Here is a 21737-nt window from a genome sequence, read left to right as displayed (position 1 = left end):
GGCCGCGCGTCAAGACAAGCGACCGTTCCGGAGACGGGACCGCGGGGCCCGAGGCGAGTTCCGGAGACGGGACCGCGGCGCCCGAGGCGAGCCGCACCTCCGGGCCCGGTGATCCGCTACGCGCGCAACGCGGCCAGGAGGTCCTCCGGGGTCGACTGCATCGTGTTGGGACCGGCGATGTCGAAGAACACGCCCTCGAGGGACTCGAAGGTGCTCGGCGAGGAACGCTTCGAGCCGCGGCCCGTCGTAGACCATGACCTGCCGAATCTTCTCGTTCGGCACCATCGCGGTGTAGGCGTCGGCGGAGGAGAAGAGCAGCAGGATGCGCTTGTCCGAGCCCTCACGGCCGAAGACGCGCACCTGCATGTCCTTCTTGCCGGTCACGAGTCGGGGGACGATCACGATGTCGTTCCGGAGTGCGAACGCCACGGCTGCGACGTCCTGCTTCGCGAGGGCCTCCTCGAGCTGCTCGCTCCGGAAGCGCTGTTCCTTGTCTGCCATCACCCCTAGTCCACCAGATTCATGGGTCCGATTGCGACCTCGACTCTTCCGTTGTCGCCCGATCACGCTAAGTTGGTACCAACCGCTCCGGCGGGAGTCCATCGTTCTTCCGGTGCTCAGCGCACCTCGAGCGCCATCGGTCACTGACCTTCCCAGGTCGCCTGGCCCCGAACCCGTTCCGCCGGCCCATGCCCGCGGGGCGCATCGATCCGACGACGACCGTCGGCGGATCAGCGGCAGAAATTGTCGCCCCGCAAGAAAGTAAGGAAACGCCATCATGGCAACTGGGACCGTCAAGTGGTTCAACAACGAAAAGGGCTTCGGCTTCATCGCGCCGGACGACGGCAGCGCTGACGTCTTCGCCCACTTCTCCGCGATCTCGGGCAACGGCTACAAGTCGCTCGAAGAGAACCAGAAGGTGGAGTTCGAGATCACCGAGGGCCGCAAGGGCCCGCAGGCCGAGAACATCTCGGTCATCGGCTGATCACCGAAACACCCTGAACGGGCTCGTCGTCTCCGGACGGCGGGCCCGTTCTGCTTGTCCGCGGGAGCGTGGGACCCGCGCTCCGTGCGAGGTTCGCCACCCCGCGAGCCCCACGCGCTCGGCATGACGCTCGAGCCGGAGTCACTGCAGGATGAACTGCGCCGACTTCGCCGACTCGATGTTCCCCACCGCGACCGACAGGTGGTAGCTCGCTCCCCCGGCGGTGACCGACGGCCGCGAGGCATCGCACGTCGAGGTCGACGACCGGGTCCGGTCCCATGCGATCGACGGCGTGGTGAGCTTCTGCCCTGCCTTGATCGTGACGTCCTGGTCCGTGCCGTTCGTCTGGCAGTCCTTCGACGACCAGTACTGCTCCTCGCCGGAGCTGATGGTGAGCACCTGCTGCGCGGATCCGAGGTCCATGTGGCACGAGTTCGACCCGGTGTTCGTGATCGACATCGCGATCTTCGGGTCCTCCGTGGGACCGTACGCGGTCTTGTCGACGACGGGTGTGAGCTCGATCTGGTCCTTCGTGCACGCCGCGCCGTCGGCAGCGGCGGATGCTGACGGCGACCGCGACGGACGCGGAGACGAGGCAGAAGGAGCGGGTGGAGCAGATGACGACGGCGACGCCCCGGCCCCCGTTCCCGAGCTCGCCGACGGTGCCGCCGCGGGAGCGGCCCCGTCGCCCCGGCCGACGACGATCAGCACGACGACGATCACGACGACGAGGACCGCTGCGAGCGCGATGGCTCGACGGCGCCAGTACACGCTGGGGCGCTCGGGTCCGACGGGGTGACGGAACGACGACATGCGCACAGGGTAGGGCGGGTCCCTCGGCACGCCGGGTTGCCGCGCGACGCGTCAGAGGATCTTCAGCATGCGGGTGTTGCCGAGCGTGTTCGGCTTCACCCGGGCGAGGTCGAGGAACTCGGCGACGCCCTCGTCGGAGGACCGCACGAGTTCAGCGTAGACGTCCGGCGACACCACGCTCTCGCCGATCTCGAGGTAGCCGTGCTTGGCGAAGAAGTCGACCTCGAAGGTGAGGCAGAAGATGCGGGCGACGCCGAGTTCGCGAGCGTCGTGTTCCAGCGCTTCAAGCATGCGGTGCCCGACGCGCTTGTGGATCCACTCGGCGTCGAGGGCGAGGGTCCGCACCTCGGCGATGTCGTCCCAGAACACGGCGAGCGCGCCGCAGCCGATCGGCACGCCGTCGGGCCCCTCGGCGATGCGGAACTGCTGGATGGAGCCGTAGAGCGCGACGTTCTCCTTGCCGAGCAGGATGCGGCGGTCGACGTACGGCGCGATGAGGCGCTGGATGTGGGGGACGTCGGAGGCGACGGCCGGTCGCACGAGGATCCCGTGCTCGTCGCGTTCGTGGAAGGCGTGCCGGCCGTGTTCGCTCATCCGCCTCACGATAGCGCGAGCGCCCGAGCGAGAGCGCGAGCGCCCGAGCGAGAGCGCGAGCACCGAGCGACAGCGCGAGCACCCGAGCGAGAGCGCGCGCACTCCGACAACAACACGAGCACCCCGGCGACAGCGCAAGCACCGAGCGAGCGAGCGCCGGGGGACGCGGACCCCGGACGCGCACCCAGACCCCGCCGCCTACCGTCGCACGGGCAATCGAGACCGAACACGACGAAGGAGCACCATGCCCCAGATCATCGAGACCGTCGACGTGGACGTCCCCGTCCGCCAGGCCTACGACCAGTGGACCCGCTTCGAGGAGTTCCCGGAGTTCCTCGACGAGGTGAAGAAGATCGTCCAGGTGGACGACACCACCACGGACTGGACGGTGGAGGTCGCCGGCCAGGAGCGCGACTTCCGCGCCGTCATCACCGAGCAGCACCCCGACGAGCGTGTGGCGTGGACCGTCAAGGACGGCGACACCGACCACGCCGGCGCGGTGACGTTCCACAAGCTGTCCGACACGACGACCCGGGTGACGGCGCAGATCGACTGGCAGCCGTCCGGCCTCCTCGAGAAGCTCGGCTCGGCGGTCGGTGTCGGCGGACACGCCGTGAAGAAGGACCTGCAGAACTTCAAGGAGCGCGTCGAGGCGGCCCCGACGGAGCCGGGCTGGCGCGGCGACGTCCCGGCCTGAGACCGGGGACGCAGCGCGGAGCGCAGGACCAGCGCGACGCGGCGGGTCGCGACGCGACCACGAACCGGACGGGAGGCACGGTGCCAGCTGGCACCGTGCCTCCCGTCCGTCGTGCGGTCACTTCGGCATCCCCCCACGAAATGCCGACCTGACAGGACCGGCCGACCGTGGCAGGGTAGAACGAGCGGTCGATCCCTTGGACACCGTTTTACCATGTCTGAGACAGCAGCGGGAGGGGAAGCCGTGATCGAGTACACGGACGACGACGCACACCGACGCGAGTTGTCGCGGAAGCTCCAGCTGCTGATGGACGTCGTCGAGGCGAACTCGGGACAGCGACCGTCGTACAAGGAGATCGCCGCGGAGATCGAGGCGCAGGGGGCCTCGATGAGCCGGCCGCGCTGGGGCTACATGCTCGGCGGGAACGGTCCGGCCGTGCGCGACCGACCGTTGCTCGAGGCACTCGCGCACTTCTTCGGCGTCCCCGCGGCGTACCTCACGGACGCCGCGGGCAGCACCGACGTCCCGGCGCGGGTGCAGGCGCAGCTCGAACTCGTCCTCGAGCTCCGCAAGCGCGAGGTCCTCGCGTTCGCGACCCGGCGGCTCGGGGAGTTCGCCTCGGCGGACGAGATCCGCGAGTTCACCGAGCACCTGCGGGCGCTCGACGGCCCGGGGAGCACCTCGTGAGCACCGTCCGTGAGCGCGCAGCGGCCCTGCGGCGGCAGGCGGACGCGCGTCGGCGGGTGCAGCAGCTCGGGCTGCCACGGCGCCTGACCCTGCAGGAGCTCGTCGCACGGGCCGAGGCGATGCTCGGCAAGCCGATCGAGGTACGGACGTCCGACCTCCCCGGCGACCTGTCGGCACGGCTCATCCAGCGCCGCGACCACGCGCTGCTCGAGACCCGGTCCGGCCTGTCCGAGCGATCGCGCACGGCGTCGGTGCTCCACGAGCTCGCGCACGTCTTCCTCGCCGACCACGGCTGCGACCACGAGGCCTACACCGGGCTGCTCACGGGACGGACGGCGTTCACCCGGTCGCTCGACACCCCGCACGAGCAGACCGTCGAGCTCGTCGCCGACGAGCTCGCGCTGCACATCGGCCTGCTCGACCCCGACCAGCGCACACCCGGGATCTTCCGGTGACCCTCCACGTCTGGGGCTCGCTGCCGGTGTGGGGCATCCTCGCGGTCCTCGTCGTCCGGCTCTGGATCGTCCGGACGCAGTCCGCGAGCGTGACGTGGCTCACGGTGTGCTGCGCGTTCGTCGCCGTCGGTCTGTCGATCAACCAGCCCGACGTGCTCGGCGTCCTCGCGCGGACCACCGGCGTGCCGAACATCGCCGACGTCATCGGGCGCTGCCTGATGGTCTGCGGCATGTTCGCCCTCGCACAGTCGGTCGAGGCCGCAGCACGCACGGCCCGACTGCTGCGGCCCGGCCGGATCCTCGCGTGCGTCGCGGTGCTCGTCACCCTCGTGGTGCTGTTCTCGCTGATCGACGCTCCCCGCCCGACGGCGCAGTTCATGGTCGTGTACGGCGACCAGCTCCCGACCGCCCTCTACTCCGCGGCGGAGATGTCGTTCATCGCCGTCGTGATCGCCCGCTCGGCCCTCGCCGTGCTCGGCGCGTTCCGGCACGGTGAGCAGATGGGGCGGATGTACTGGCTCTTCGTCGTCGGCGCGGCCGCGATGGTGTTGCTCGCGGTGATCGCGGTCGCGATGGACGCCGCGCACGTGCTCGGTGCGTCCGGGGTCGTCGGCGTGCTGTCGGTCGTCTACGCGCCGGTGTTCCTGACCTCCATGGTCCTGCTCGCACTGGGGGCCGCGGGCGGGGTGCTGCCCGACGCCGTCCGGGAGTTCCGCGAGTGGCGTGCTGCCCGCCGACGGTTCCGGACACTCGAACCCGAACTGCACCGACTCGAGTCCGCCTCGGGCAACCAGGGGCTGTACTTCACCATCGTGTGGCAGCGTCGACAGTGGCGCAGTCGCCTGCACCGCCTCGCCGTGGAGCTCGAGGACCGCGCCCGCGAGGCCGGACTCGCCGCGCCCGCCACCCCCGAACCCGACCCGTCAGGAGCGAGATGACCGCAGCGACACGCACCACCACCATCGGGACCGCGATCGGCGCCGCGGGGACGTTCGGTCTCGGCGCCTTCGTGGCCCGCCGGCTGCTCTTCCCCACGCCGTACACCGCGACCGCGACGGTCCGGCCCTCGGCACCGGCATCCGCGGGGTCGGCGAACGAGGTCACGTTCGCAGCGACCCGCGACACCCGGCTCCCCGGCACCTACCGGATCGCCCGGGGCAGCACGTCGGTCCGGGTCGGCCAGCTCCTCGGCAGTGGCGACGGCGACGGCGACACCGTCCGCCGACAGCTCGTCGACGGCCCCCGTCCGGCCGCCGGCGACTGGACGTGGGACGCCCTCATGCACGACGTCGTCGCCGAGGTCCTCCCGGGCCCCGCCACCGGAGCCGACGCCGCCGTCGCGACGACGCACGTCGTCCACGTGCACGGGCAGTCGCTCGGCCCCCGTCAGGTCCTCCGCGGCATCCCCGTCTGGCAGGCCCTGGGAGCCTCGTCGGAGATCGTCGACACCGCCGACCTGCCGCTCCGCTCGCTCGACCCCGGCGCCGCCGACCGCATCGTCGACCGGGTCCGCGCCGCCCGGGAGCGCGGTGCCGAGCGCGTTGTCCTGCAGGGCTGGTCTGCCGGCGCCCTCGCGTGCTCGATCGCCGCGTCCCGCACGCCGGTCGACGGTCTCGTCGGCATCTCCCCGCTGCTCGACGTCCGCTCCGCGCTCCGGGGTGCGGTGGGTGCCTTCCGGCTCCCCCGCTTCGTCGGGAGCGTGGCCGCACGCATCGCGACGACCCCGGTGCTCTCCCGGCTCGCGGGCGCGGCCGAGCCGGTCCGGACCGCGACCTGGCAGGCGTCCGGCACGCCGACCCTGCTGCTCCGCTCCACCGCGGACCCGTTCGTGGCGGCGACCGACGTGTCCGCCGCTGCCCGAGGCGGTGCGACGGTCGTGAGCTTCGCGACCGCGCCGCACACGCTCGAGTGGAACGAGGACCCGGAGCGCTTCGACAGCGCCGTCCGGACGTTCGCGGCGACGCTGGACCACGCCTGACCGGAACACTCCCGGCAGGGGGCAACGACCCCGTACAGCGCAACGGCCCCGGTCCGTGAGGACCGGGGCCGTCGGCGACTCGACACGTTGGGGGGAACAGTCGAGCCGCTCACATCCGAGGAGCTGGGGGGAACGCCTCGGGTGTGGGTCCACCGTACCGCGACACGGCGACGGATGTGGAGCACGATCCGCGCAACGTGACGGGATACGGACTGCTCACGACCCATGACGGACGGGAGGCGCGGTGCCAGCTGGCACCGCGCCTCCCGTCCGTGACGAGGTCGCATCCTAGGACTCGATCTCGCCGGCCGGCTCGGCAGCGCCGGTGAGGACCTCTTCGCGACCCGGCTGACGCCCGGTCTCGAACTGGAACGCACCGTCGTGGAAGTCGACCTTGACGTGGTCGCCGGCGTTGAGCTCCCCCTGCAGGATGTGCTCGGACAGCTGGTCCTCGACCTCGTGCTGCATCGCCCGGCGCAGCGGGCGGGCACCGAGGGCGGGGTCGAACCCGACCTTGATGAGCTGCTCCTTGGCGGCGAGCGTGAGCTCCACCGTCATGTCGCGGTCGAGGAGGCGGTCCGCCAGACGCTTCACGAACAGGTCCACGATCTGCAGGAGCTCGTCCTGCGAGAGCTGCGGGAACACGATCGTGTCGTCGACACGGTTGAGGAACTCCGGCTTGAAGTGCTTCTTGAGCTCCTCGTTCACCTTCGAGCGCATGCGGTCGTAGCCGACGCCCGAGTCGCCCTCGATCTGGAAGCCCACCGGGCCACCCGCGATGCCCTGCGAACCGAGGTTCGTGGTCATGATGATGACGGTGTTCTTGAAGTCGACGACCCGGCCCTGACCGTCGGTGAGACGGCCTTCCTCGAGCACCTGCAGCAGCGAGTTGAAGATGTCCGGGTGGGCCTTCTCGATCTCGTCGAAGAGGACCACGGAGAACGGCTTCCGGCGGACCTTCTCGGTGAGCTGGCCGCCCTCCTCGAAGCCGACGAACCCGGGAGGGGCACCGAAGAGTCGCGAAACCGTGTGCTTCTCGCCGAACTCCGACATGTCGAGGGAGATCAGCGCGCCCTCGTCGTCGAAGAGGAACTCGGCGAGCGCCTTGGCGAGCTCGGTCTTCCCGACGCCCGTGGGGCCGGCGAAGATGAACGAGCCCGAGGGGCGGTTCGGGTCCTTCAGACCGGCACGGGTGCGACGGATGGTCTTCGAGAGGGCCGAGATGGCCTCTTCCTGACCGATGACGCGCTCGTGCAGGGCCTTCTCCATGAAGACGAGACGCGAGGTCTCCTCTTCCGTGAGCTTGAACACCGGGATGCCCGTGGCCTGCGCCAGGACCTCGGCGATGATGCCCTCGTCGACGGTGCCGGACGCGGCGACGTCACCCGCACGCCACTGCTTCTCGAGACGGAGACGCTCGCCGAGGAGCTTCTTCTCCTCGTCACGGAGCGACGCGGCCTTCTCGAAGTCCTGCTCCTCGATCGCGGCTTCCTTCGACCCCCGGACCGTCGAGATCTTCTCGTCGAACTCGCGGAGCTCCGGCGGCGCCGACAGGATCGACAGACGCAGGCGTGCGCCGGCCTCGTCGATCAGGTCGATGGCCTTGTCGGGCAGGAAGCGGTCCTGCACGTAGCGGTCCGCGAGGTTCGCCGCGGCGACGATCGCGCCGTCGGTGATGGACACCTTGTGGAACGCCTCGTACTTGTCGCGGAGGCCCTTGAGGATGTTGATCGCGTGCGGCAGCGACGGCTCGTTGACCTGCACCGGCTGGAAGCGACGCTCGAGTGCGGCGTCCTTCTCGAAGTGCTTGCGGTACTCGTCGAGCGTGGTGGCGCCGATGGTCTGGAGCTCACCGCGGGCGAGGAGCGGCTTGAGGATCGACGCGGCGTCGATCGCACCCTCGGCAGCACCGGCACCGACGAGCGTGTGGATCTCGTCGATGAAGACGATGATGTCGCCGCGGGTGCGGATCTCCTTGGTGACCTTCTTGAGGCGCTCCTCGAAGTCACCGCGGTAGCGGGACCCGGCGATGAGCGACCCGAGGTCGAGCGAGTAGAGCTGCTTGTCCTTCAGCGTCTCCGGGACGTCGCCCTTGACGATCGCCTGGGCGAGGCCCTCGACGACCGCGGTCTTGCCGACGCCCGGCTCACCGATCAGGACGGGGTTGTTCTTGGAGCGACGGGAGAGGATCTGCATGACCCGCTCCATCTCCTTCTCGCGCCCGATGACCGGGTCGAGCTTGGCGTCGCGGGCGGCCTGGGTGAGGTTCCGACCGAACTGGTCGAGGACCTGCGACCCCTGCTGCGCGTTCTGCTGGGTCTCGCCGCCGACGGCGACCGCTTCCTTGCCCTGGTAGCCGGACAGGAGCTGGATGACCTGCTGACGGACGCGGTTGAGGTCCGCGCCGAGCTTGACGAGCACCTGGGCGGCGACGCCCTCGCCCTCACGGATGAGGCCGAGGAGGATGTGCTCGGTGCCGATGTAGTTGTGGCCGAGCTGCAGCGCCTCGCGCAGGGACAGCTCGAGCACCTTCTTGGCGCGCGGCGTGAACGGGATGTGCCCGGTCGGCTGCTGCTGCCCCTGCCCGATGATGTCCTGGACCTGCTCGCGGACGGCATCGAGCGAGATGCCGAGCGACTCCAGCGCCTTGGCGGCGACGCCCTCGCCCTCGTGGATGAGGCCGAGGAGGATGTGCTCGGTGCCGATGTAGTTGTGGTTGAGCATCTTCGCTTCTTCTTGAGCGAGGACGACAACACGACGGGCTCGGTCGGTGAATCTCTCGAACATGTGCTCTCCCTTGCCGGACCGGAACTGGCCCGGTTACGTACATCGAGACTAACCAGCGGACCCCTGGTGGTCTGCCCCTGTTCGCCGTGGGCGTGACCCCTGGTGCGCCTGGTGCACCGCGCGGTCGCGACGCGACCACGGGACGGCGCGGAGGCTCGGTGCGGACCCGCCCCGCGCCTGGCGTCCGACGGGTGGTCGCGACGCGACCCGGAGGGTGCTGTCCGGCGAGTGTCGGTACCATCCGGACATGGAGCAGCCCGTCGTCGGCCTCGTCGTCCACCCGACCAAGAACGTGCAGGAGTCCGTCGAGACCCTGCGCCGCTGGAACGCCTCCGGCCGCGGTGAGCTCATCGCCCGACGTGCCGACGCGCAGCGCCTGGGCGGCACGATCGACGTCGTCGACGAGGACGAGTTCACCGACCGTGTGGACATGGTCGTGGCGCTCGGCGGCGACGGCACCATGCTCGGAGCGATGCGACTCGTCGCCCGACGACCCGTGCCCGTGCTCGGCGTGAACTACGGCAACGTCGGCTTCCTCGTCGAGATCGAGCCCCCGGAGCTCGAGGCGGCGCTCGAACGGCTCTCCGCCGGCGAGTACCAGCTCGAACCGCACCACGCCCTCGAGGCGAAGCTGTCCTGGAGCGGCGCGCGCACGGAGTACCTCGCGTTCAACGACCTCACCGTGGTCCGGCGCCCGGGAGCGGGTCAGGTGTCGGCGGACCTCAGCGTGGGCGGACTCGGGTACGGCTACTACCGCGCGGACGCGATCGTGGCCTCCACCCCGGCCGGGTCGACCGCCTACAACTACGCGGCGGGCGGGCCGGTGCTCTCCCCGGCGCTCTCGGGCTCGGTCGTCACCCCGGTCGCCCCGATGGCCGGGATCGACCGGTCCGTGGTGCTGGCGGCGCGCGAGCGGTACCGGCTCGACATCGCCGAGGGGACGCGGAGCGCCGCGCTCGAGGTCGACGGGCTCGTCGTCGGCGAGGTCGCGACGGGGGCCCAGATCGACATCCGCCTCCGGAAGGACGCGTCGAGCGTGGTGCGCCTCGACGCCGCCCGGCACGGTCGGACCGGACGCGTGAAGCTCAGCCTGCTCGACCTGCCGGTGCGTCCCGACCAGCTCATCGAGCTCATTCCGCAGGACCTCCGGCAGCGGCTCTCGCACGACCTCGAGCAGTAGCCCGGAACGACGGTAGGCCCGCCCCGGCATCGCCGGGACGGGCCTTTCCCATCACCCCACCGGTCCGTCTTCCCACAGAGCGGACCGGTTCCCCGAGCCGGAGCGTGCGCCCCGGCCGAAGTTCCTCGCTGACCTAGTCGGTCAGGTACAGCTGCATGTCCTGCGAGACCGCCTTGGCGAACAGGCGCAGCTTCGCGCGCGACTCGACCCGGCTGACGGCCTGTCGCGTCGTGTGCACGATCTTCGAGATCTCGTCGAGCGTCATCGGCTTGTCGTCGTCGAGGCCGTAGCGCATGCGGATCACGTTCGCCTCGTCGCTCGGGAGCTCGGCCACGATCGACCGGATGTCGCGGTGCAGCAGCGTGGTCTCGGTCAGCTCGTTCGGGCTCGCGGCGTCCTCGTCCTCGATGAAGTCGCCGAGTTCGCTGTCGTCCGAGTCGCCGACGACGGTGTGGATCGACACCGGCTCGTGCGAGCGGCCCTTGAGGTCGAGGAGCTCCTCGACGCTCATGCTGAGCTCCGCCGCGACCTCGTCGGGCGTCGGAGCACGGCCGAGGTCGACGGTGAGGTCGCGCTCCGTGCGGCTGATCTTGTTGATGAGCTCGACGGTGTGGACCGGGATGCGGATCGTCCGGGCCTTGTCGGCGAGGCCGCGCGAGATGGCCTGCCGGATCCACCAGGTCGCGTAGGTCGAGAACTTGTAGCCCTGGGTGAAGTCGAACTTCTCGACCGCCCGGACGAGGCCGAGGTTGCCCTCCTGGATGACGTCCATGAACGGCAGGCCGCGCTGCGAGTAGCGCTTCGCGATGCTGACGACGAGCCGCAGGTTCGAGGTGATCATGCGCTCCTTGGCGCGCTCACCGTCGCGGACGAGCCAGCGCAGCTCGCGCTGAAGGTTCTTGTCGAGCCCGGGCTCGGTGTTCAGCTTCTCCTCCGCGAAGAGACCGACCTCGATGCGGCGGGCGATCTGCGCCTCTTCCTCGGCGGTGAGGAGCGAGAGCCGGCCGATGTGGCGGAGGTAGTCGCCGACCTGGTCGACGGAGGCGCCGCGGACGCCGGCGAGCTGCTCGTCCGCCTCGACCTCGGTGCCGAGGGTGGTCGACTCGACGGCTGCGTCGGCGGTCTTCGCGGCCGCGGCCTTCTTGGTCGTGCTGCGACGGGTGGTGGCGTTCGTGGTCGGTGCTGCCGTTGCGATCGTCATGTGACGCTCTCCCTGCGTTCGACGGTGATGGGCCTCAGGTGGGGGTGCTGATGAGTAAAGCGGTTGCGAGGTGTACCCCACAAATCGTTCCGTTCGATTCCCAGGCTTCTCCGTGCTTCACTCGCGAAACCGTCCCCCACGGGGTACGACCTCGTCGTCAGTCTGACGCCGCGTGAGCCCCGAGGGCAAGAGGATGTCGCCGTGTTTCCGGCGTTGCAGCGGTGTTTCTTGCTCGTTTCCGAGCGTGTACCCCGCGCTGTTGCGTCGAGTGGACACGAGAAAGGGGTACGGCGAGCCGGATCAGTGCGATCTGGTCGTCGTACCCCGAATACCGAACGGGTGGGGGTCACCAGGAGGGTTCGAGCCACCCGTCTCGACGCTTCGAGACCTCGAGGTCGGCGTCGCGGTCGAACTCGTCGTACTCGCTCTCGATGTCGCCGACGAGGCTGCGACCGGCGGGGAACTGCTGCATGGGCATGCGGTCGATGCTCGCCCCGCAGAGCGACCTGCTCGCGACCGGGCGGTGAACGGCGGGTGACGGGCCCCGGGCGGTCAGACGTCGACGTCGTCCTCGTCGCCGTCGACCCAGCGCTCGTCACGAGCGGGGTCGCCGAGCACCGGGTGGCCGAAGGCGTCCTCGGGGTCGAGGTCGGCGGGGTCCGGCGGGACGGAGGTCATGCCGTCAGTGGAGCACCGGCGCGTGAACCGCCGGTGAACGGGGACGTCGGCGCGCCGGCGCGGCTGCGGCCCGGGACGGCACTCCGTCGCCGCTGCGGCCGGGCACGGCACTCCGTCGCCGCTGCGGCCGGGCACGGCACTCCGTCGCCGCTGCGGCCGGGCACGGCACTCCGGTGCGGACTGGGACCGTGCCGGCGCTCCGGTCCCGCAGGAGCCGGTGGCGGTCTGGCTGCGGCTACTCGGCGGACGCGGGAGAGGGCGCGGGCCGGCCGTGTTCGCGCTCGAAGCGGGCGCGCTCCTCGGCTTCGACCTTGGCGTAGGCAGCGCGCTCGGTGCGGTCCGCGCGCATGATCGCGCGCATGACGAACCAGAAGATGAGGCCGACGATGACGGTCGGCGTCAGGGCGAAGATGATCCCGGTCACGACTCCATGCGGCACCGGGTCATCCTAACTCCCCCGGCCGTGGGCTACTTGACCAGCGGGAACAGGATGGTCTCGCGGATGCCGAGCCCCGTGATCGCCATGAGCAGCCGGTCGATCCCCATGCCCATGCCACCCGACGGCGGCATGGCGTGCTCGAGGGCCCGCAGGAACTCCTCGTCGACGCGCATCGCCTCGGGGTCGCCGCCGGCAGCGAGCTTCGCCTGCTCGACGAACCGCTCCCGCTGCACGACCGGGTCGACCAGCTCCGAGTACGCCGTCGCGAGCTCGAACCCACGGACGTAGAGGTCCCACTTCTCGACGATGCCCGGGCGGGTGCGGTGCTGTCGGGTCAGCGGCGAGGTGTCGACCGGGAAGTTCATGACGAACGTCGGGCGGTCGAGCGAATCGATGACGAAGTGCTCCCAGAGCTCCTCGACGTACTTGCCGTGCGTGGCGTGCGCGACCTCGACCCCCTCGGCCTCGGCCAGCGCCTGGAGCTCGGACAGCGGCGTCTCGGGGCTGATCTCGCGACCGGCCGCTTCGGAGAGCGAGCCGTACATGTCGATGCGCGGCCACTCGCCGCCGAGGTCGTACGTGGTGCCGTCGGCCCAGGTGACCTCGAGCGAGCCGCCGGTCACCGCACGGGCCGCGTTCTGCACGAGCTCCTGCGTGAGGTCGGCCATCTGCTCGTAGTCGCCGTACGCCTGGTAGGCCTCGAGCATCGCGAACTCGGGCGAGTGCGTCGAGTCGGCGCCCTCGTTGCGGAAGTTCCGGTTGACCTCGAACACCCGGTCGATGCCGCCGACGACCGCGCGCTTGAGGAAGAGCTCGGGAGCGATGCGCAGGTAGAGCTCGGTGTCGAACGCGTTCGAGTGCGTGACGAACGGTCGCGCCGACGCCCCGCCGTGCTGGGTCTGCAGCATCGGCGTCTCGACCTCGAGGTACTCGTGCGAGGCGAAGGTCTGGCGGAGCGATGCCATCACGGCGGCTCGGGCGCGGACGGTCCTGCGGGCGTCGTCACGCACGATGAGGTCGAGGTAGCGCTGGCGGACCCGGGTCTCCTCGTTCAGCTCGTTGTGGAGGTTCGGCAGCGGCAGGATCGCCTTCGCCGCGATCTGCCAGTCGTCGACCATGATCGACAGCTCGCCGCGGCGCGAGGAGATGACGCGCCCGTGCACGAACACGTGGTCGCCGAGGTCGACGAACTCCTTCCAGCGCGCGAGCGACTCCTCGCCCACCTCCGCCAGGGAGACCATCGCCTGGATGCGCGAGCCGTCTCCGGACTGCAGCGACGCGAAGCAGAGCTTGCCGGTGTTGCGCGAGAACACGATCCGCCCGGCCACACCGACGACGTCCTGGGTCTCCTCGCCGGTCTCGAGCGAGGCGTACTGCGCACGGACCTCGGGGATCGTCGTGGTGATCGGCAGCGCGGCCGGGTAGGCCTCGATCCCGGCGTCGAGGAGCTTCGACCGCTTGTCGAGCCGGACCTGTCGCTGCTCACTGGTCTCCTCGGCGGACAGGACGTCTGCGGCGGCGGTCTCTTCGCTCATTGCTCGTGCGGCTCCGATGGGGTCGTGGGGGATGCGGAAATGCTACCCGGCGCGGACTGCCGGCCGGGAACCGCGGACGTCAGGACCGTCCGTCAGAGCCGCGCCTGGCCGTCGGCCGCGGCGAGCGCGTTGTCGACCGCGCTCCGGACGAGGGCGCCGAGGACCCGACCGGGGTGCTCGACCCCGATGCCGTCGAGCGTGCCGGCGGACTGCTCGACGATCGCGGTCGAGAAGCTCGCTGCCGCCCGGACGGCGTCGGCGTACGCGGGACGGTCCTGCTCGGCCACGACGAACGGCTCGGCGCCCATCTCGACCACGAGGGCCTGCGCGATCGGGAGCACCGGTGCCGGTGCGGTGACCGCGCAGTAGGCGTCACGGAGGCGGCTGAGGTCGACGCTCGTGCCGGTGAACACCATCGCCGGGTGGATCGCGAGCGGGATCGCACCCGCCGCGAGGGCCGGCCGCAGGATCTCGGTGCCGTGGTCGGGACTCGTGTGCACGACGAGCTGGCCCGGCTGCCAGATCCCGGCGTCCGCGAGCCCCTGCACGAGCCCGCCGAGCTGGTCGTCCGGCACCGCGAGCAGCACGAGCTCGCTCCGTTCGACGAGGTCCGGTGTCGCGAGCACGGGGACCCCGGGCAGCATCGCCTCGGCGCGGTCGCGCCCGGCGTCGGACACGGCGGTCACGCCGACGACGGCGTGCTCCGCGTTCGCGAGCGCCGCACCGAGGACGGGTCCGACCCGTCCGGCGCCGACGATGCCGACGCCGAGTCGCCCCGCCCTCACCGCGCTGCTCCGGGTCCGGGGACGCCGTCCCAGCCGGGAGGCCCGTCCTGTCCCCGCCAGGCGGGCTGGGGTGCCGAGGTGGTCGGTCCGGCGCCGGGGGCGACCCGCTGTGCGTCCGGACGGTCCGTGGCGGGCGCGAGCCGTGCCTCCCGTTCGCGCCACCGGTGGGACGTGTCGACCGCAGCGGCCTCGACGGCGCGGTGCGCGGTCTCCGACCACAGCCGCTGCGCGTCGAGCGCGTCGATCGCTCCGAGGCGCGCACTCACCGGGCCCTGCACGGTGTGCACGTGCACGGCGGCGAGCCGGAGGAGGCGTTCCAGCGGCCCCTGCTCGACCTTGACGCTCTGCACGCGCGGCAACGGCACGATGACGAGTGACCGCCACACGGCACCGAGTCGCAGCAGGACCGCACCCGGCACGAACCGGTACCCGTTCCGGCGGAAGGACAGCGGGCGGAGCCACGCGCCACGGCGGGGCGAGTGGACGAACCCGCCGTGGTCACCGGTCGTCGTGAGGCTGTCGTCGACGACGTTCACGGCCTCCGCCGATCCCTCGCGCAGTTCCTCCTGCGACGCCCGCGGACCGGCGACGGCTGAGCCGACGAGGCCCGGGAGGATGATGTCGAGGACCTCGCGGACGTCCTCGGCACGACCGACGGGCAGCACGATCGAGGACGCCTGCTGGTTGGTCGACTGCCCGTTGCCGGCGTTCGTGGCCCGGTTGATGCGGATGTCCCACCAGCCGAACGGACGCCAGAGCAGCGGCTGCGCGACGCTCACGGCGTGGATGCGCCCGGGCGGCAGCGTCTCGTTCGAGGTCGACACGAGGCCGAAGCCGATCCGGATGCCGTCGCGGGTCTCGGCGATCGTGTACTGCAGGGAGCGCGAGAACTTCCGGACGTAGTAGCCGCCCGCACCGATCACGGTGGGGAACAGCGCGAAGAGGATGCCGTACTCGCCCGTGAGCGCGATGCTCACGATGATCACCGCGACGAGCACGACGAGGAACACGGTCGTCGTGGAGAGCAGCATCGACGCGATGAGCCGGCCCGGGTGGACCTTGACGACCCGGGTGGCCTGCACCGCGGCGGGGTCGAGCTCGGGCGAGAACACCTCCTCGAGCCGGTCCTGCAGCACGCCGTACGACTGCCGCCCCGGCCCCTGCCGCTCGTCGTCCTTCGCCCCCGAGGCGAGCACGAGGATGCGTCGACGGAGGTCCTCCGCGGGCTTCGACCCGAGGTAGGCGAGCTGCACGTTGGCGTCGTTGCCCGCCTGCGCGATCTCGAGCTTCGCGGTGCCGAGGAGCCGCGGCAGGATCGGCCGGGAGATGTTGATGCCCTGGATGCGGTCGAGCCGGGCCTTCCGGTCGTTGCGGAAGAGCACGCCCGAACGCACCTCGACGATCTCCCCCGTGACGCGGAACTCGTGCATCCGCCACGACAGGTAGAAGAGCCCGATGAGCACCACGAGGAGCACGACGACGCCGAGCAGCACCCAGCCGACCGCCCCGTGCTCGTACACGTAGCGGACCGGGTCACCGTCGTCGGGTGGACCACCCCCGGGGATCACGAGCTCGACGAGCTGGTCACGGAGGCTGTTGAGCACGTACCCGAGCACGACGATGAGGACGATCCCGCCGCGCAGCAGGGGCGTCAGCGGGTGCAGCCGGTGCCACTCCCCGTCGGTCAGGGGCGCAGCGGCTGCGGCGTTGCCGACCTGGCTCGGCGGGGTCGGCGACGGAGGCCCGGGGCGGAAGGTCACGGCGAGCCCCTCAGAGTCCGGCGCGTCGGGACTCGGCGAGCTCGACCAGGCGGTCGCGGAGATCGTCGGCGTCCGCCGCGGGGATGCCCGGGATCCGGACGTTGGTCGCGGCCGCGGCCGTGACGAACTTCAGCTCGCTCATGCCGAGCGCGCGGTCGAGCGGACCGCGCGCGACGTCGACGAGCTGCATGCGGCCGTACGGCACGGCCGTGAACCGCTGCCACATCAGACCACGACGGAACACCAGGTCGTCGTCCCGCAGTGCGTACCCGATCGAGCGGACCCGGCGCGGGGTGAGCACCGCCGTGACGAGCGCGACGATGCCGATCGCGATGCCGATCAGCGTCCACACGGTGCCCGCGGTCCGGTCGAAGCCGCCGTTGACGACGCCGAGGAGCACGCAGCCCGCGGTCACGACGACGCCGATGGCCACGGTGGTCACGAGCTCCGTCCACACGAGCTTCGGGGACACCCGCGTCCAGGTGGTGCCGGTCAGGCCGAGGCCCGGCTCGTCGAGTCGTTCTCTCGGCATCGCGGGCTCCGCTCCCTCAGTTCGTGGCCGCCGAGCCGCCGGGGCGGTCGTCCCGGTCGTCGTCGCCGGGCGGGGCGATGCACATCCGTTCGGCGACCAGGGCGCACACCGTCAGGACCACTGCTCCGCCGAGCGCCACGGCGTTCGGCAGGGTCGAGCCTAGCGAAGGGGTCGCGTTCCGGGTCAGCAGGTACAGGAGCAGGCCGACGCCGAACCCGCCGAAGAGCGCGCCACCGATGCTGGACGCCTTCGCGAGGACGACGACCCGCGTGGCGTACAGCGGGTCGACCGCACGCTGCCGGAGCGCGCCTTCCTTGGCGTGACGCCGGACGGGGCGCGCCATGAGGACGACCGCGACGCCGATGAACGCGAGGGTCAGGCCGAGCGGGACGGAGAGCAGGAGGGTCGGGGCGCCACGCGAGGCGAGGACGGCGTCCACGGCGAAGCCCGCGACGGCGGCGACGACGGCGACGCTGACGAGGACGGAGGCGCGGGTCGGCTTCACGTGGGCTCCCCCGGCCGGGAGGCACGGGTCGGCCCGTCCGTGCGACTCGCGTCGTCCGGTGCGGTCGCGCCACCCGACGCGGTCGCGTCGTCCGTACGGCTCACGCCGGCGATCGCGGCTGCGTCGCGCGTCGGGGCTCCGTCGCCCATCGGGACTGCGTCGCCCGTCGCGGGTGCGTCGCCCGTCGGGGCTGCGTCGTCGAACAGGCGCGGCTCGTCGACGCGCTCGGTGTCGTCGCCGATGGCGTCGAGCAGGTCGGCCACCGCCCCGGCACCGGGCAGCACCGCGTCCGGGTCGGCATCGGCCCACGGCGCGAGCACGAACGCCCGCTCGGCCGCGCGCGGGTGCGGCACCGTGAGGGTCGCCGTGTCGAGCACGAGGTCGTCGATGGCGACGACGTCGAGGTCGAGCGTCCGGTCGCCCCAACGGACCTCGCGCGTGCGGCCGTGCTCGTCCTCGATCCCGTGGAGCGCATCGAGCAGGGCCTGCGGCTCGAGGTCGGTCTCGACGACGACCACCGCGTTCCGGTACCGCGGCTTCGTCTCGTCCCGTCCCTCGAGCGTCACCGCGACGGACTCGACCTCACGGCTCGATGCCACCGGCGAGACGCCGGGCAGCGCCGCGATCGCCGAGGCTGCGGCCCGGAGCGTACTGCCGCGGTCGCCGAGGTTGGCGCCGAGTGCGATGACCGCGCGACTCACTCTTCCTCCTCGCCGGCGGATCCGGGCAAGCCGCCCCCGCGGGTCCGGCGGATCGTGATCGACACGTCCGTGAACGGCACCGTGATGGGCGCTTGCGGCTTGTGGACCGTGACCTCGACCGCGAGCGCCGCACGGTGCGTCAGGACGGCGGCGGCGATGCGCTCGGCGAGCGTCTCGATGAGGTCCACCGGACCGCCCTCGATCTCCGCGACGACCTGTTCGGCGACGACGCCGTAGTGGACCGTGTCGGCGAGGTCGTCGGAACCGGACGAGACCCGGGCGTCGACCTCGACCGCGACGTCGACGACGAAGTCCTGCCCGTCGGCGCGCTCGTGGTCGAACACGCCGTGGTTCCCCCGGGCACGGACCCCGGCGAGTCGGATGGTGTCCCTCATGATCGTGCTGCCCTCCAGGCGTCCCAGACGTCGAGTACCGCACGGGTCGGTGCGGGGTCGTGCACGCGCACCCCCCACGCGCCGCGTTCGGCGGCGAGCAGGCTGATGGCGGCGGTGGCGAGGTCGCGGTCGCGAGGGGGTGCTCCGGCAGCGCTGCCGACCCCGTCGAGGAACCGCTTGCGTGAGGCGGCCACGAGCACCGGCAGCCCGATCGAGGCGAAGCGTTCGTACCCGGCGAGGATCTCCCAGTTCTGGACACCCTGCTTGGCGAACCCGAGGCCGGGGTCGATGACCACCTGCTCCTCGCGCACGCCGAGGATGATGAGCTCGGCGACGCGGTGCTCGACCTCGCGGCGGACCTCGTCGACGGCGTGGGCGTACTCGGCGTTGCGGTACATCCGGTCGCTGTGCCCGCGCCAGTGCATCACGACGAAGCCGGCACCGGTGTCGCGCACGACCCGGGCCATGTCGTCGTCGGCCAGCCCACCCGAGACGTCGTTCACGATCGCTGCACCGGCCTCCACCGCGCGTTCGGCCGTCGACGCGTTCATCGTGTCGACGCTGACCGCGATGCCCTCGGCCACGAGCTCGCGGACGACCGGGATGACGCGGTCCTGCTCGACCTCCACCGGGACACGCTCGGCGCCGGGCCTGGTGGACTCGCCGCCGACGTCGACGAGGTCGGCCCCGGCCGCGACGAGGTCACGGGCGTGCCGCACGGCGGCGTCGTAGGCCTGGTGCAGTCCACCGTCGCTGAACGAGTCGGGGGTGACGTTGAGGATGCCCATCACCCGCGTGCGGTCGTGGGGAGGCTGCTGCGGCGCACGGTCGCGCCGACGGCCGGTCACGATCTCCGGCACCGGTGCGGGTGCACGGAGGTCGATCGCGACCGTCGGCGGTTCCGCCGCGGCGGTGCGCGCCTCGTGTTCGGCGGCGCGCGCACGGTCCGCCTCGGCGAGGCGACGCAAGCGTCTCGTCGGCAGGTCGGTCATGCCGGCGACCTACGCGGGGGCGATACCGGGGTTGCCGAACGGGCGACGACGGGGCTTCGACGACGACTCGGTGTCGCTCGGCTCGGCCGCGGTCGAGGCGGCCTTGCCGGGGAACTCGATCGCCGGGAGGTTCGAGACCGGCCGCTTGTCGCTCGACAGCCACTGTGGGCGCTCGGGCAGCTTGCGGACGTCCTTGAAGATCTCCACGAGTTCCGGCGCGTCGAGCGTTTCCTTCTCGAGGAGCTCTCCGGCGAGGCGGTCGAGGATGTCACGGTTGGCGTTGAGGACCTCGTAGGCCTCGTCGTGCGCGGCCTCGAGCAGCGCACGGGTCTCCGCGTCGACCGTCTCGGCGATGTTCTCCGAGTAGTCGCGACCGCTGCCGCCGCCCATCTCACGACCGACGAACGGCTCACTCGATCCCGATCCGAGCTTGACGGACCCGACCGCACGGCTCATGCCGTACTCGGTGACCATCTTGCGAGCGGTGGACGTGGCCTTCTCGATGTCGTTCGACGCACCCGTCGTGGGGTCGTGGAAGACGATCTCCTCGGCCACGCGGCCGCCCATGGCGTACGTGAGTTGGTCGAGCAGCTCGTTGCGGGTGACGGAGTACTTGTCCTCGAGCGGGAGCACCATCGTGTAGCCGAGGGCGCGACCGCGCGGCAGGATCGTGATCTTCGTGACCGGGTCGGTGTGGCGCATCGCCGCGGCCGCGAGGGCGTGTCCACCCTCGTGGTACGCCGTGATGAGCTTCTCCTGGTCGGACATGATGCGCGTGCGGCGCTGCGGTCCGGCCATCACGCGGTCCACGGCCTCGTCGAGGGCACGGTTGTCGATGAGCTGCGCGTTCGAGCGTGCCGTCAGGAGCGCTGCCTCGTTGAGGACGTTCGCCAGGTCGGCGCCGGTGAAGCCCGGCGTCTTGCGGGCGAGCAGCTCGAGGTCGACGCTCGCGGCGAGGGGCTTGCCCTTCGCGTGCACCTCGAGGATCTGCTTGCGGCCGTCGAGCGACGGGGCGTCCACGCCGATCTGCCGGTCGAAGCGGCCCGGGCGCAGCAGCGCGGGGTCGAGGACGTCCGGACGGTTCGTCGCGGCGATCAGGATGACGTTGGTCTTGCCGTCGAAGCCGTCCATCTCGACGAGGAGCTGGTTCAGCGTCTGCTCGCGCTCGTCGTTGCCGCCGCCGATGCCCGCACCGCGGTGACGACCGACGGCGTCGATCTCGTCGATGAAGACGATGGCGGGGGCGTTCTGCTTGGCCTGATCGAACAGGTCGCGGACGCGGCTCGCACCGACACCGACGAACATCTCGACGAAGTCCGAACCGGAGATCGAGTAGAACGGCACACCGGCCTCGCCGGCGACCGCACGGGCGAGGAGGGTCTTGCCGGTGCCGGGAGGGCCGTAGAGCAGGACGCCCTTGGGGATCTTCGCGCCGACGGCCTGGAACTTCGCGGGCTCCTGCAGGAACTCCTTGATCTCGTGGAGCTCCTCGATGGCCTCGTCCGATCCGGCGACGTCCGCGAAGGAGACCTGCGGGTTCTCCTTGTTGTTCATCTTCGCGCGGGACTTGCCGAACTGCATGACCTTCGAGCCGCCGCCCTGGGCGCTCGAGAGCAGGAACCAGAAGAGCGCGCCGATGATCAGGAACGGCAGGATGATCCCGAGCAGCGAGAGGAACCAGTTCGACTGCTGCACGCGGTCGGTGTAGCCGTCCGGCAGGTTGGCGTCGTCGACGGCCTTGATGACGTCCTCACCACGCGGCGTCGCGTAGTAGAACTGCTCGGTCGTGCCGTCCTTCAGCTTGAGGTCGACGCGCTGCTCGGTGGAGTTCACGACGACGGAGGAGACCTTGTCGTCGGCGAGCTGCTGCAGGCCCTTCTGGGTGTCGATCTGCTGGGTGCCGGCCTGACTGATGACCGCCCAGCCGATCCAGATCCCCACGAGCGCGATCAAGATGTAGATGTACGGCCCGCGGAGGATGCGCTTGAAGTCCATGTGATCCGGGCAGGACGCCCGACACCTTTCTCTGCCGAAGTTG

At 70.9% G+C, this 21737-nt stretch carries 24 protein-coding genes; 8 read left to right on the top strand and 16 right to left on the bottom strand.

The genetic code is table 11. The features are described from left to right. Positions 1-177 precede the first annotated feature (177 nt). Both ABC270_RS02505 and cspE read left to right on the top strand, forming a co-directional pair. Positions 178-510, top strand: coding sequence for a hypothetical protein (locus ABC270_RS02505; RefSeq protein WP_412879344.1), 333 nt, complete (start codon positions 178-180; stop codon positions 508-510). A 268-nt stretch (positions 511-778) separates the two neighbouring features. Next, on the top strand, positions 779-985 hold the full coding sequence (gene cspE, locus ABC270_RS02500) for a transcription antiterminator/RNA stability regulator CspE (protein WP_058724123.1): 207 nt from the start codon (positions 779-781) through the stop codon (positions 983-985). Between the two features lie 141 nt (positions 986-1126). Here the strand turns inward: cspE and ABC270_RS02495 are convergent, their stop codons facing one another. Both ABC270_RS02495 and ABC270_RS02490 read right to left on the bottom strand, forming a co-directional pair. Continuing rightward, positions 1127-1798 (bottom strand): hypothetical protein, encoded by a 672-nt coding sequence (locus ABC270_RS02495; protein ID WP_412879343.1) that lies wholly within the window; start codon positions 1796-1798, stop codon positions 1127-1129. Positions 1799-1849: 51 nt separating this feature from the next. Then, complete coding sequence (locus ABC270_RS02490) at positions 1850-2392, bottom strand: amino-acid N-acetyltransferase (RefSeq protein WP_412879342.1); 543 nt, start codon at positions 2390-2392, stop codon at positions 1850-1852. Positions 2393-2636: 244 nt separating this feature from the next. Here ABC270_RS02490 and ABC270_RS02485 point away from each other — a divergent pair, with 244 nt between their 5' ends. The 5 genes from ABC270_RS02485 to ABC270_RS02465 all read left to right on the top strand — a co-directional run bounded on the left by ABC270_RS02485 (position 2637) and on the right by ABC270_RS02465 (position 6209). Next, positions 2637-3089, top strand: a complete 453-nt coding sequence (locus ABC270_RS02485) for an SRPBCC family protein (protein ID WP_290133213.1) — start codon at positions 2637-2639, stop codon at positions 3087-3089. A 213-nt stretch (positions 3090-3302) separates the two neighbouring features. Beyond that, entirely contained in the window at positions 3303-3776 is a 474-nt protein-coding gene (locus ABC270_RS02480; protein ID WP_412879341.1) for a hypothetical protein, read from the top strand. Next, the gene (locus ABC270_RS02475; protein WP_412879340.1) at positions 3773-4231 is read left to right on the top strand and encodes a hypothetical protein; all 459 of its coding nucleotides are present in this window, start codon (positions 3773-3775) and stop codon (positions 4229-4231) included. Before ABC270_RS02480 ends, ABC270_RS02475 begins: the two co-directional genes overlap by 4 nt. Next, complete coding sequence (locus tag ABC270_RS02470; RefSeq protein ID WP_412879339.1) at positions 4228-5169, top strand: hypothetical protein; 942 nt, start codon at positions 4228-4230, stop codon at positions 5167-5169. Before ABC270_RS02475 ends, ABC270_RS02470 begins: the two co-directional genes overlap by 4 nt. After that, a complete protein-coding gene (locus ABC270_RS02465; RefSeq protein WP_412879338.1) occupies positions 5166-6209 on the top strand; it encodes an alpha/beta fold hydrolase in 1044 nt (347 codons plus the stop codon). The genes ABC270_RS02470 and ABC270_RS02465 overlap by 4 nt, the downstream gene beginning before the upstream one ends. 288 nt (positions 6210-6497) lie before the next feature. Here ABC270_RS02465 and ABC270_RS02460 read toward each other — a convergent pair whose 3' ends face one another. Further along, positions 6498-8996 carry an ATP-dependent Clp protease ATP-binding subunit gene (locus ABC270_RS02460; protein WP_412879337.1) on the bottom strand — a complete coding sequence of 833 codons (2499 nt, stop codon included), beginning with the start codon at positions 8994-8996 and terminating at the stop codon, positions 6498-6500. Positions 8997-9243: 247 nt separating this feature from the next. Between ABC270_RS02460 and ABC270_RS02455 the strand changes: the two genes are divergently transcribed. Continuing rightward, positions 9244-10176: an NAD(+)/NADH kinase gene (locus tag ABC270_RS02455; protein ID WP_412879336.1), complete on the top strand. Its 933-nt coding sequence runs from the start codon at positions 9244-9246 to the stop codon at positions 10174-10176. Between the two features lie 133 nt (positions 10177-10309). Here the strand turns inward: ABC270_RS02455 and ABC270_RS02450 are convergent, their stop codons facing one another. The 13 genes from ABC270_RS02450 to ftsH all read right to left on the bottom strand — a co-directional run bounded on the left by ABC270_RS02450 (position 10310) and on the right by ftsH (position 21694). Continuing rightward, positions 10310-11377, bottom strand: a complete 1068-nt coding sequence (locus ABC270_RS02450; protein WP_412879335.1) for a sigma-70 family RNA polymerase sigma factor — start codon at positions 11375-11377, stop codon at positions 10310-10312. 346 nt (positions 11378-11723) lie between these two features. Next, positions 11724-11855, bottom strand: a complete 132-nt coding sequence (locus tag ABC270_RS02445) for a hypothetical protein (RefSeq protein ID WP_275935013.1) — start codon at positions 11853-11855, stop codon at positions 11724-11726. A gap of 74 nt (positions 11856-11929) precedes the next feature. Continuing rightward, positions 11930-12055, bottom strand: coding sequence for a hypothetical protein (locus ABC270_RS02440; RefSeq protein WP_412879334.1), 126 nt, complete (start codon positions 12053-12055; stop codon positions 11930-11932). A gap of 235 nt (positions 12056-12290) precedes the next feature. Beyond that, the gene (locus tag ABC270_RS02435; RefSeq protein WP_031273270.1) at positions 12291-12494 is read right to left on the bottom strand and encodes a hypothetical protein; all 204 of its coding nucleotides are present in this window, start codon (positions 12492-12494) and stop codon (positions 12291-12293) included. A 29-nt stretch (positions 12495-12523) separates the two neighbouring features. After that, entirely contained in the window at positions 12524-14029 is a 1506-nt protein-coding gene (gene lysS / locus ABC270_RS02430; RefSeq protein WP_412879333.1) for a lysine--tRNA ligase, read from the bottom strand. Between the two features lie 92 nt (positions 14030-14121). After that, positions 14122-14814, bottom strand: coding sequence for a Rossmann-like and DUF2520 domain-containing protein (locus ABC270_RS02425; RefSeq protein ID WP_412879332.1), 693 nt, complete (start codon positions 14812-14814; stop codon positions 14122-14124). After that, on the bottom strand, positions 14811-16574 hold the full coding sequence (locus tag ABC270_RS02420) for a PH domain-containing protein (RefSeq protein ID WP_412879331.1): 1764 nt from the start codon (positions 16572-16574) through the stop codon (positions 14811-14813). The genes ABC270_RS02425 and ABC270_RS02420 overlap by 4 nt, the downstream gene beginning before the upstream one ends. Positions 16575-16584: 10 nt before the next feature. Further along, positions 16585-17106 (bottom strand): PH domain-containing protein, encoded by a 522-nt coding sequence (locus ABC270_RS02415; protein WP_412879330.1) that lies wholly within the window; start codon positions 17104-17106, stop codon positions 16585-16587. 16 nt (positions 17107-17122) lie between these two features. Next, positions 17123-17611 (bottom strand): DUF3180 domain-containing protein, encoded by a 489-nt coding sequence (locus tag ABC270_RS02410; RefSeq protein WP_412879329.1) that lies wholly within the window; start codon positions 17609-17611, stop codon positions 17123-17125. Further along, positions 17608-18312, bottom strand: coding sequence for a 2-amino-4-hydroxy-6-hydroxymethyldihydropteridine diphosphokinase (gene folK / locus ABC270_RS02405; protein ID WP_412879328.1), 705 nt, complete (start codon positions 18310-18312; stop codon positions 17608-17610). The genes ABC270_RS02410 and folK overlap by 4 nt, the downstream gene beginning before the upstream one ends. After that, a complete protein-coding gene (gene folB / locus ABC270_RS02400) occupies positions 18309-18707 on the bottom strand; it encodes a dihydroneopterin aldolase (RefSeq protein WP_412879327.1) in 399 nt (132 codons plus the stop codon). Before folB ends, folK begins: the two co-directional genes overlap by 4 nt. After that, positions 18704-19699, bottom strand: a complete 996-nt coding sequence (gene folP / locus ABC270_RS02395; RefSeq protein ID WP_412879326.1) for a dihydropteroate synthase — start codon at positions 19697-19699, stop codon at positions 18704-18706. Before folP ends, folB begins: the two co-directional genes overlap by 4 nt. 9 nt (positions 19700-19708) lie before the next feature. Further along, a complete protein-coding gene (gene ftsH, locus ABC270_RS02390) occupies positions 19709-21694 on the bottom strand; it encodes an ATP-dependent zinc metalloprotease FtsH (protein ID WP_412879325.1) in 1986 nt (661 codons plus the stop codon). Between the last annotated feature and the right edge of the window lie 43 nt (positions 21695-21737).

Source organism: Curtobacterium phoenicis, assembly GCF_047238015.1.
Lineage (GTDB): Bacteria > Actinomycetota > Actinomycetes > Actinomycetales > Microbacteriaceae > Curtobacterium.
Note: the sequence above shows the minus strand (reverse complement) of the source record. Positions and strands in the feature narration are given on the sequence as shown.

Coding starts and splice junctions, on each gene's coding strand:
- ABC270_RS02505 (WP_412879344.1), top strand. CDS start 178: ATGTCGAAGAACACGCCCTCGAGGGACTCGAAGGTGCTCGGCGAGGAA.
- cspE (WP_058724123.1), top strand. CDS start 779: ATGGCAACTGGGACCGTCAAGTGGTTCAACAACGAAAAGGGCTTCGGC.
- ABC270_RS02495 (WP_412879343.1), bottom strand. CDS start 1,798: ATGTCGTCGTTCCGTCACCCCGTCGGACCCGAGCGCCCCAGCGTGTAC.
- ABC270_RS02490 (WP_412879342.1), bottom strand. CDS start 2,392: ATGAGCGAACACGGCCGGCACGCCTTCCACGAACGCGACGAGCACGGG.
- ABC270_RS02485 (WP_290133213.1), top strand. CDS start 2,637: ATGCCCCAGATCATCGAGACCGTCGACGTGGACGTCCCCGTCCGCCAG.
- ABC270_RS02480 (WP_412879341.1), top strand. CDS start 3,303: ATGTCTGAGACAGCAGCGGGAGGGGAAGCCGTGATCGAGTACACGGAC.
- ABC270_RS02465 (WP_412879338.1), top strand. CDS start 5,166: ATGACCGCAGCGACACGCACCACCACCATCGGGACCGCGATCGGCGCC.
- ABC270_RS02460 (WP_412879337.1), bottom strand. CDS start 8,996: ATGTTCGAGAGATTCACCGACCGAGCCCGTCGTGTTGTCGTCCTCGCT.
- ABC270_RS02455 (WP_412879336.1), top strand. CDS start 9,244: ATGGAGCAGCCCGTCGTCGGCCTCGTCGTCCACCCGACCAAGAACGTG.
- ABC270_RS02450 (WP_412879335.1), bottom strand. CDS start 11,377: ATGACGATCGCAACGGCAGCACCGACCACGAACGCCACCACCCGTCGC.
- ABC270_RS02445 (WP_275935013.1), bottom strand. CDS start 11,855: ATGCCCATGCAGCAGTTCCCCGCCGGTCGCAGCCTCGTCGGCGACATC.
- ABC270_RS02440 (WP_412879334.1), bottom strand. CDS start 12,055: ATGACCTCCGTCCCGCCGGACCCCGCCGACCTCGACCCCGAGGACGCC.
- lysS (WP_412879333.1), bottom strand. CDS start 14,029: ATGAGCGAAGAGACCGCCGCCGCAGACGTCCTGTCCGCCGAGGAGACC.
- ABC270_RS02415 (WP_412879330.1), bottom strand. CDS start 17,106: ATGCCGAGAGAACGACTCGACGAGCCGGGCCTCGGCCTGACCGGCACC.
- folB (WP_412879327.1), bottom strand. CDS start 18,707: ATGAGGGACACCATCCGACTCGCCGGGGTCCGTGCCCGGGGGAACCAC.
- folP (WP_412879326.1), bottom strand. CDS start 19,699: ATGACCGACCTGCCGACGAGACGCTTGCGTCGCCTCGCCGAGGCGGAC.
- ftsH (WP_412879325.1), bottom strand. CDS start 21,694: ATGGACTTCAAGCGCATCCTCCGCGGGCCGTACATCTACATCTTGATC.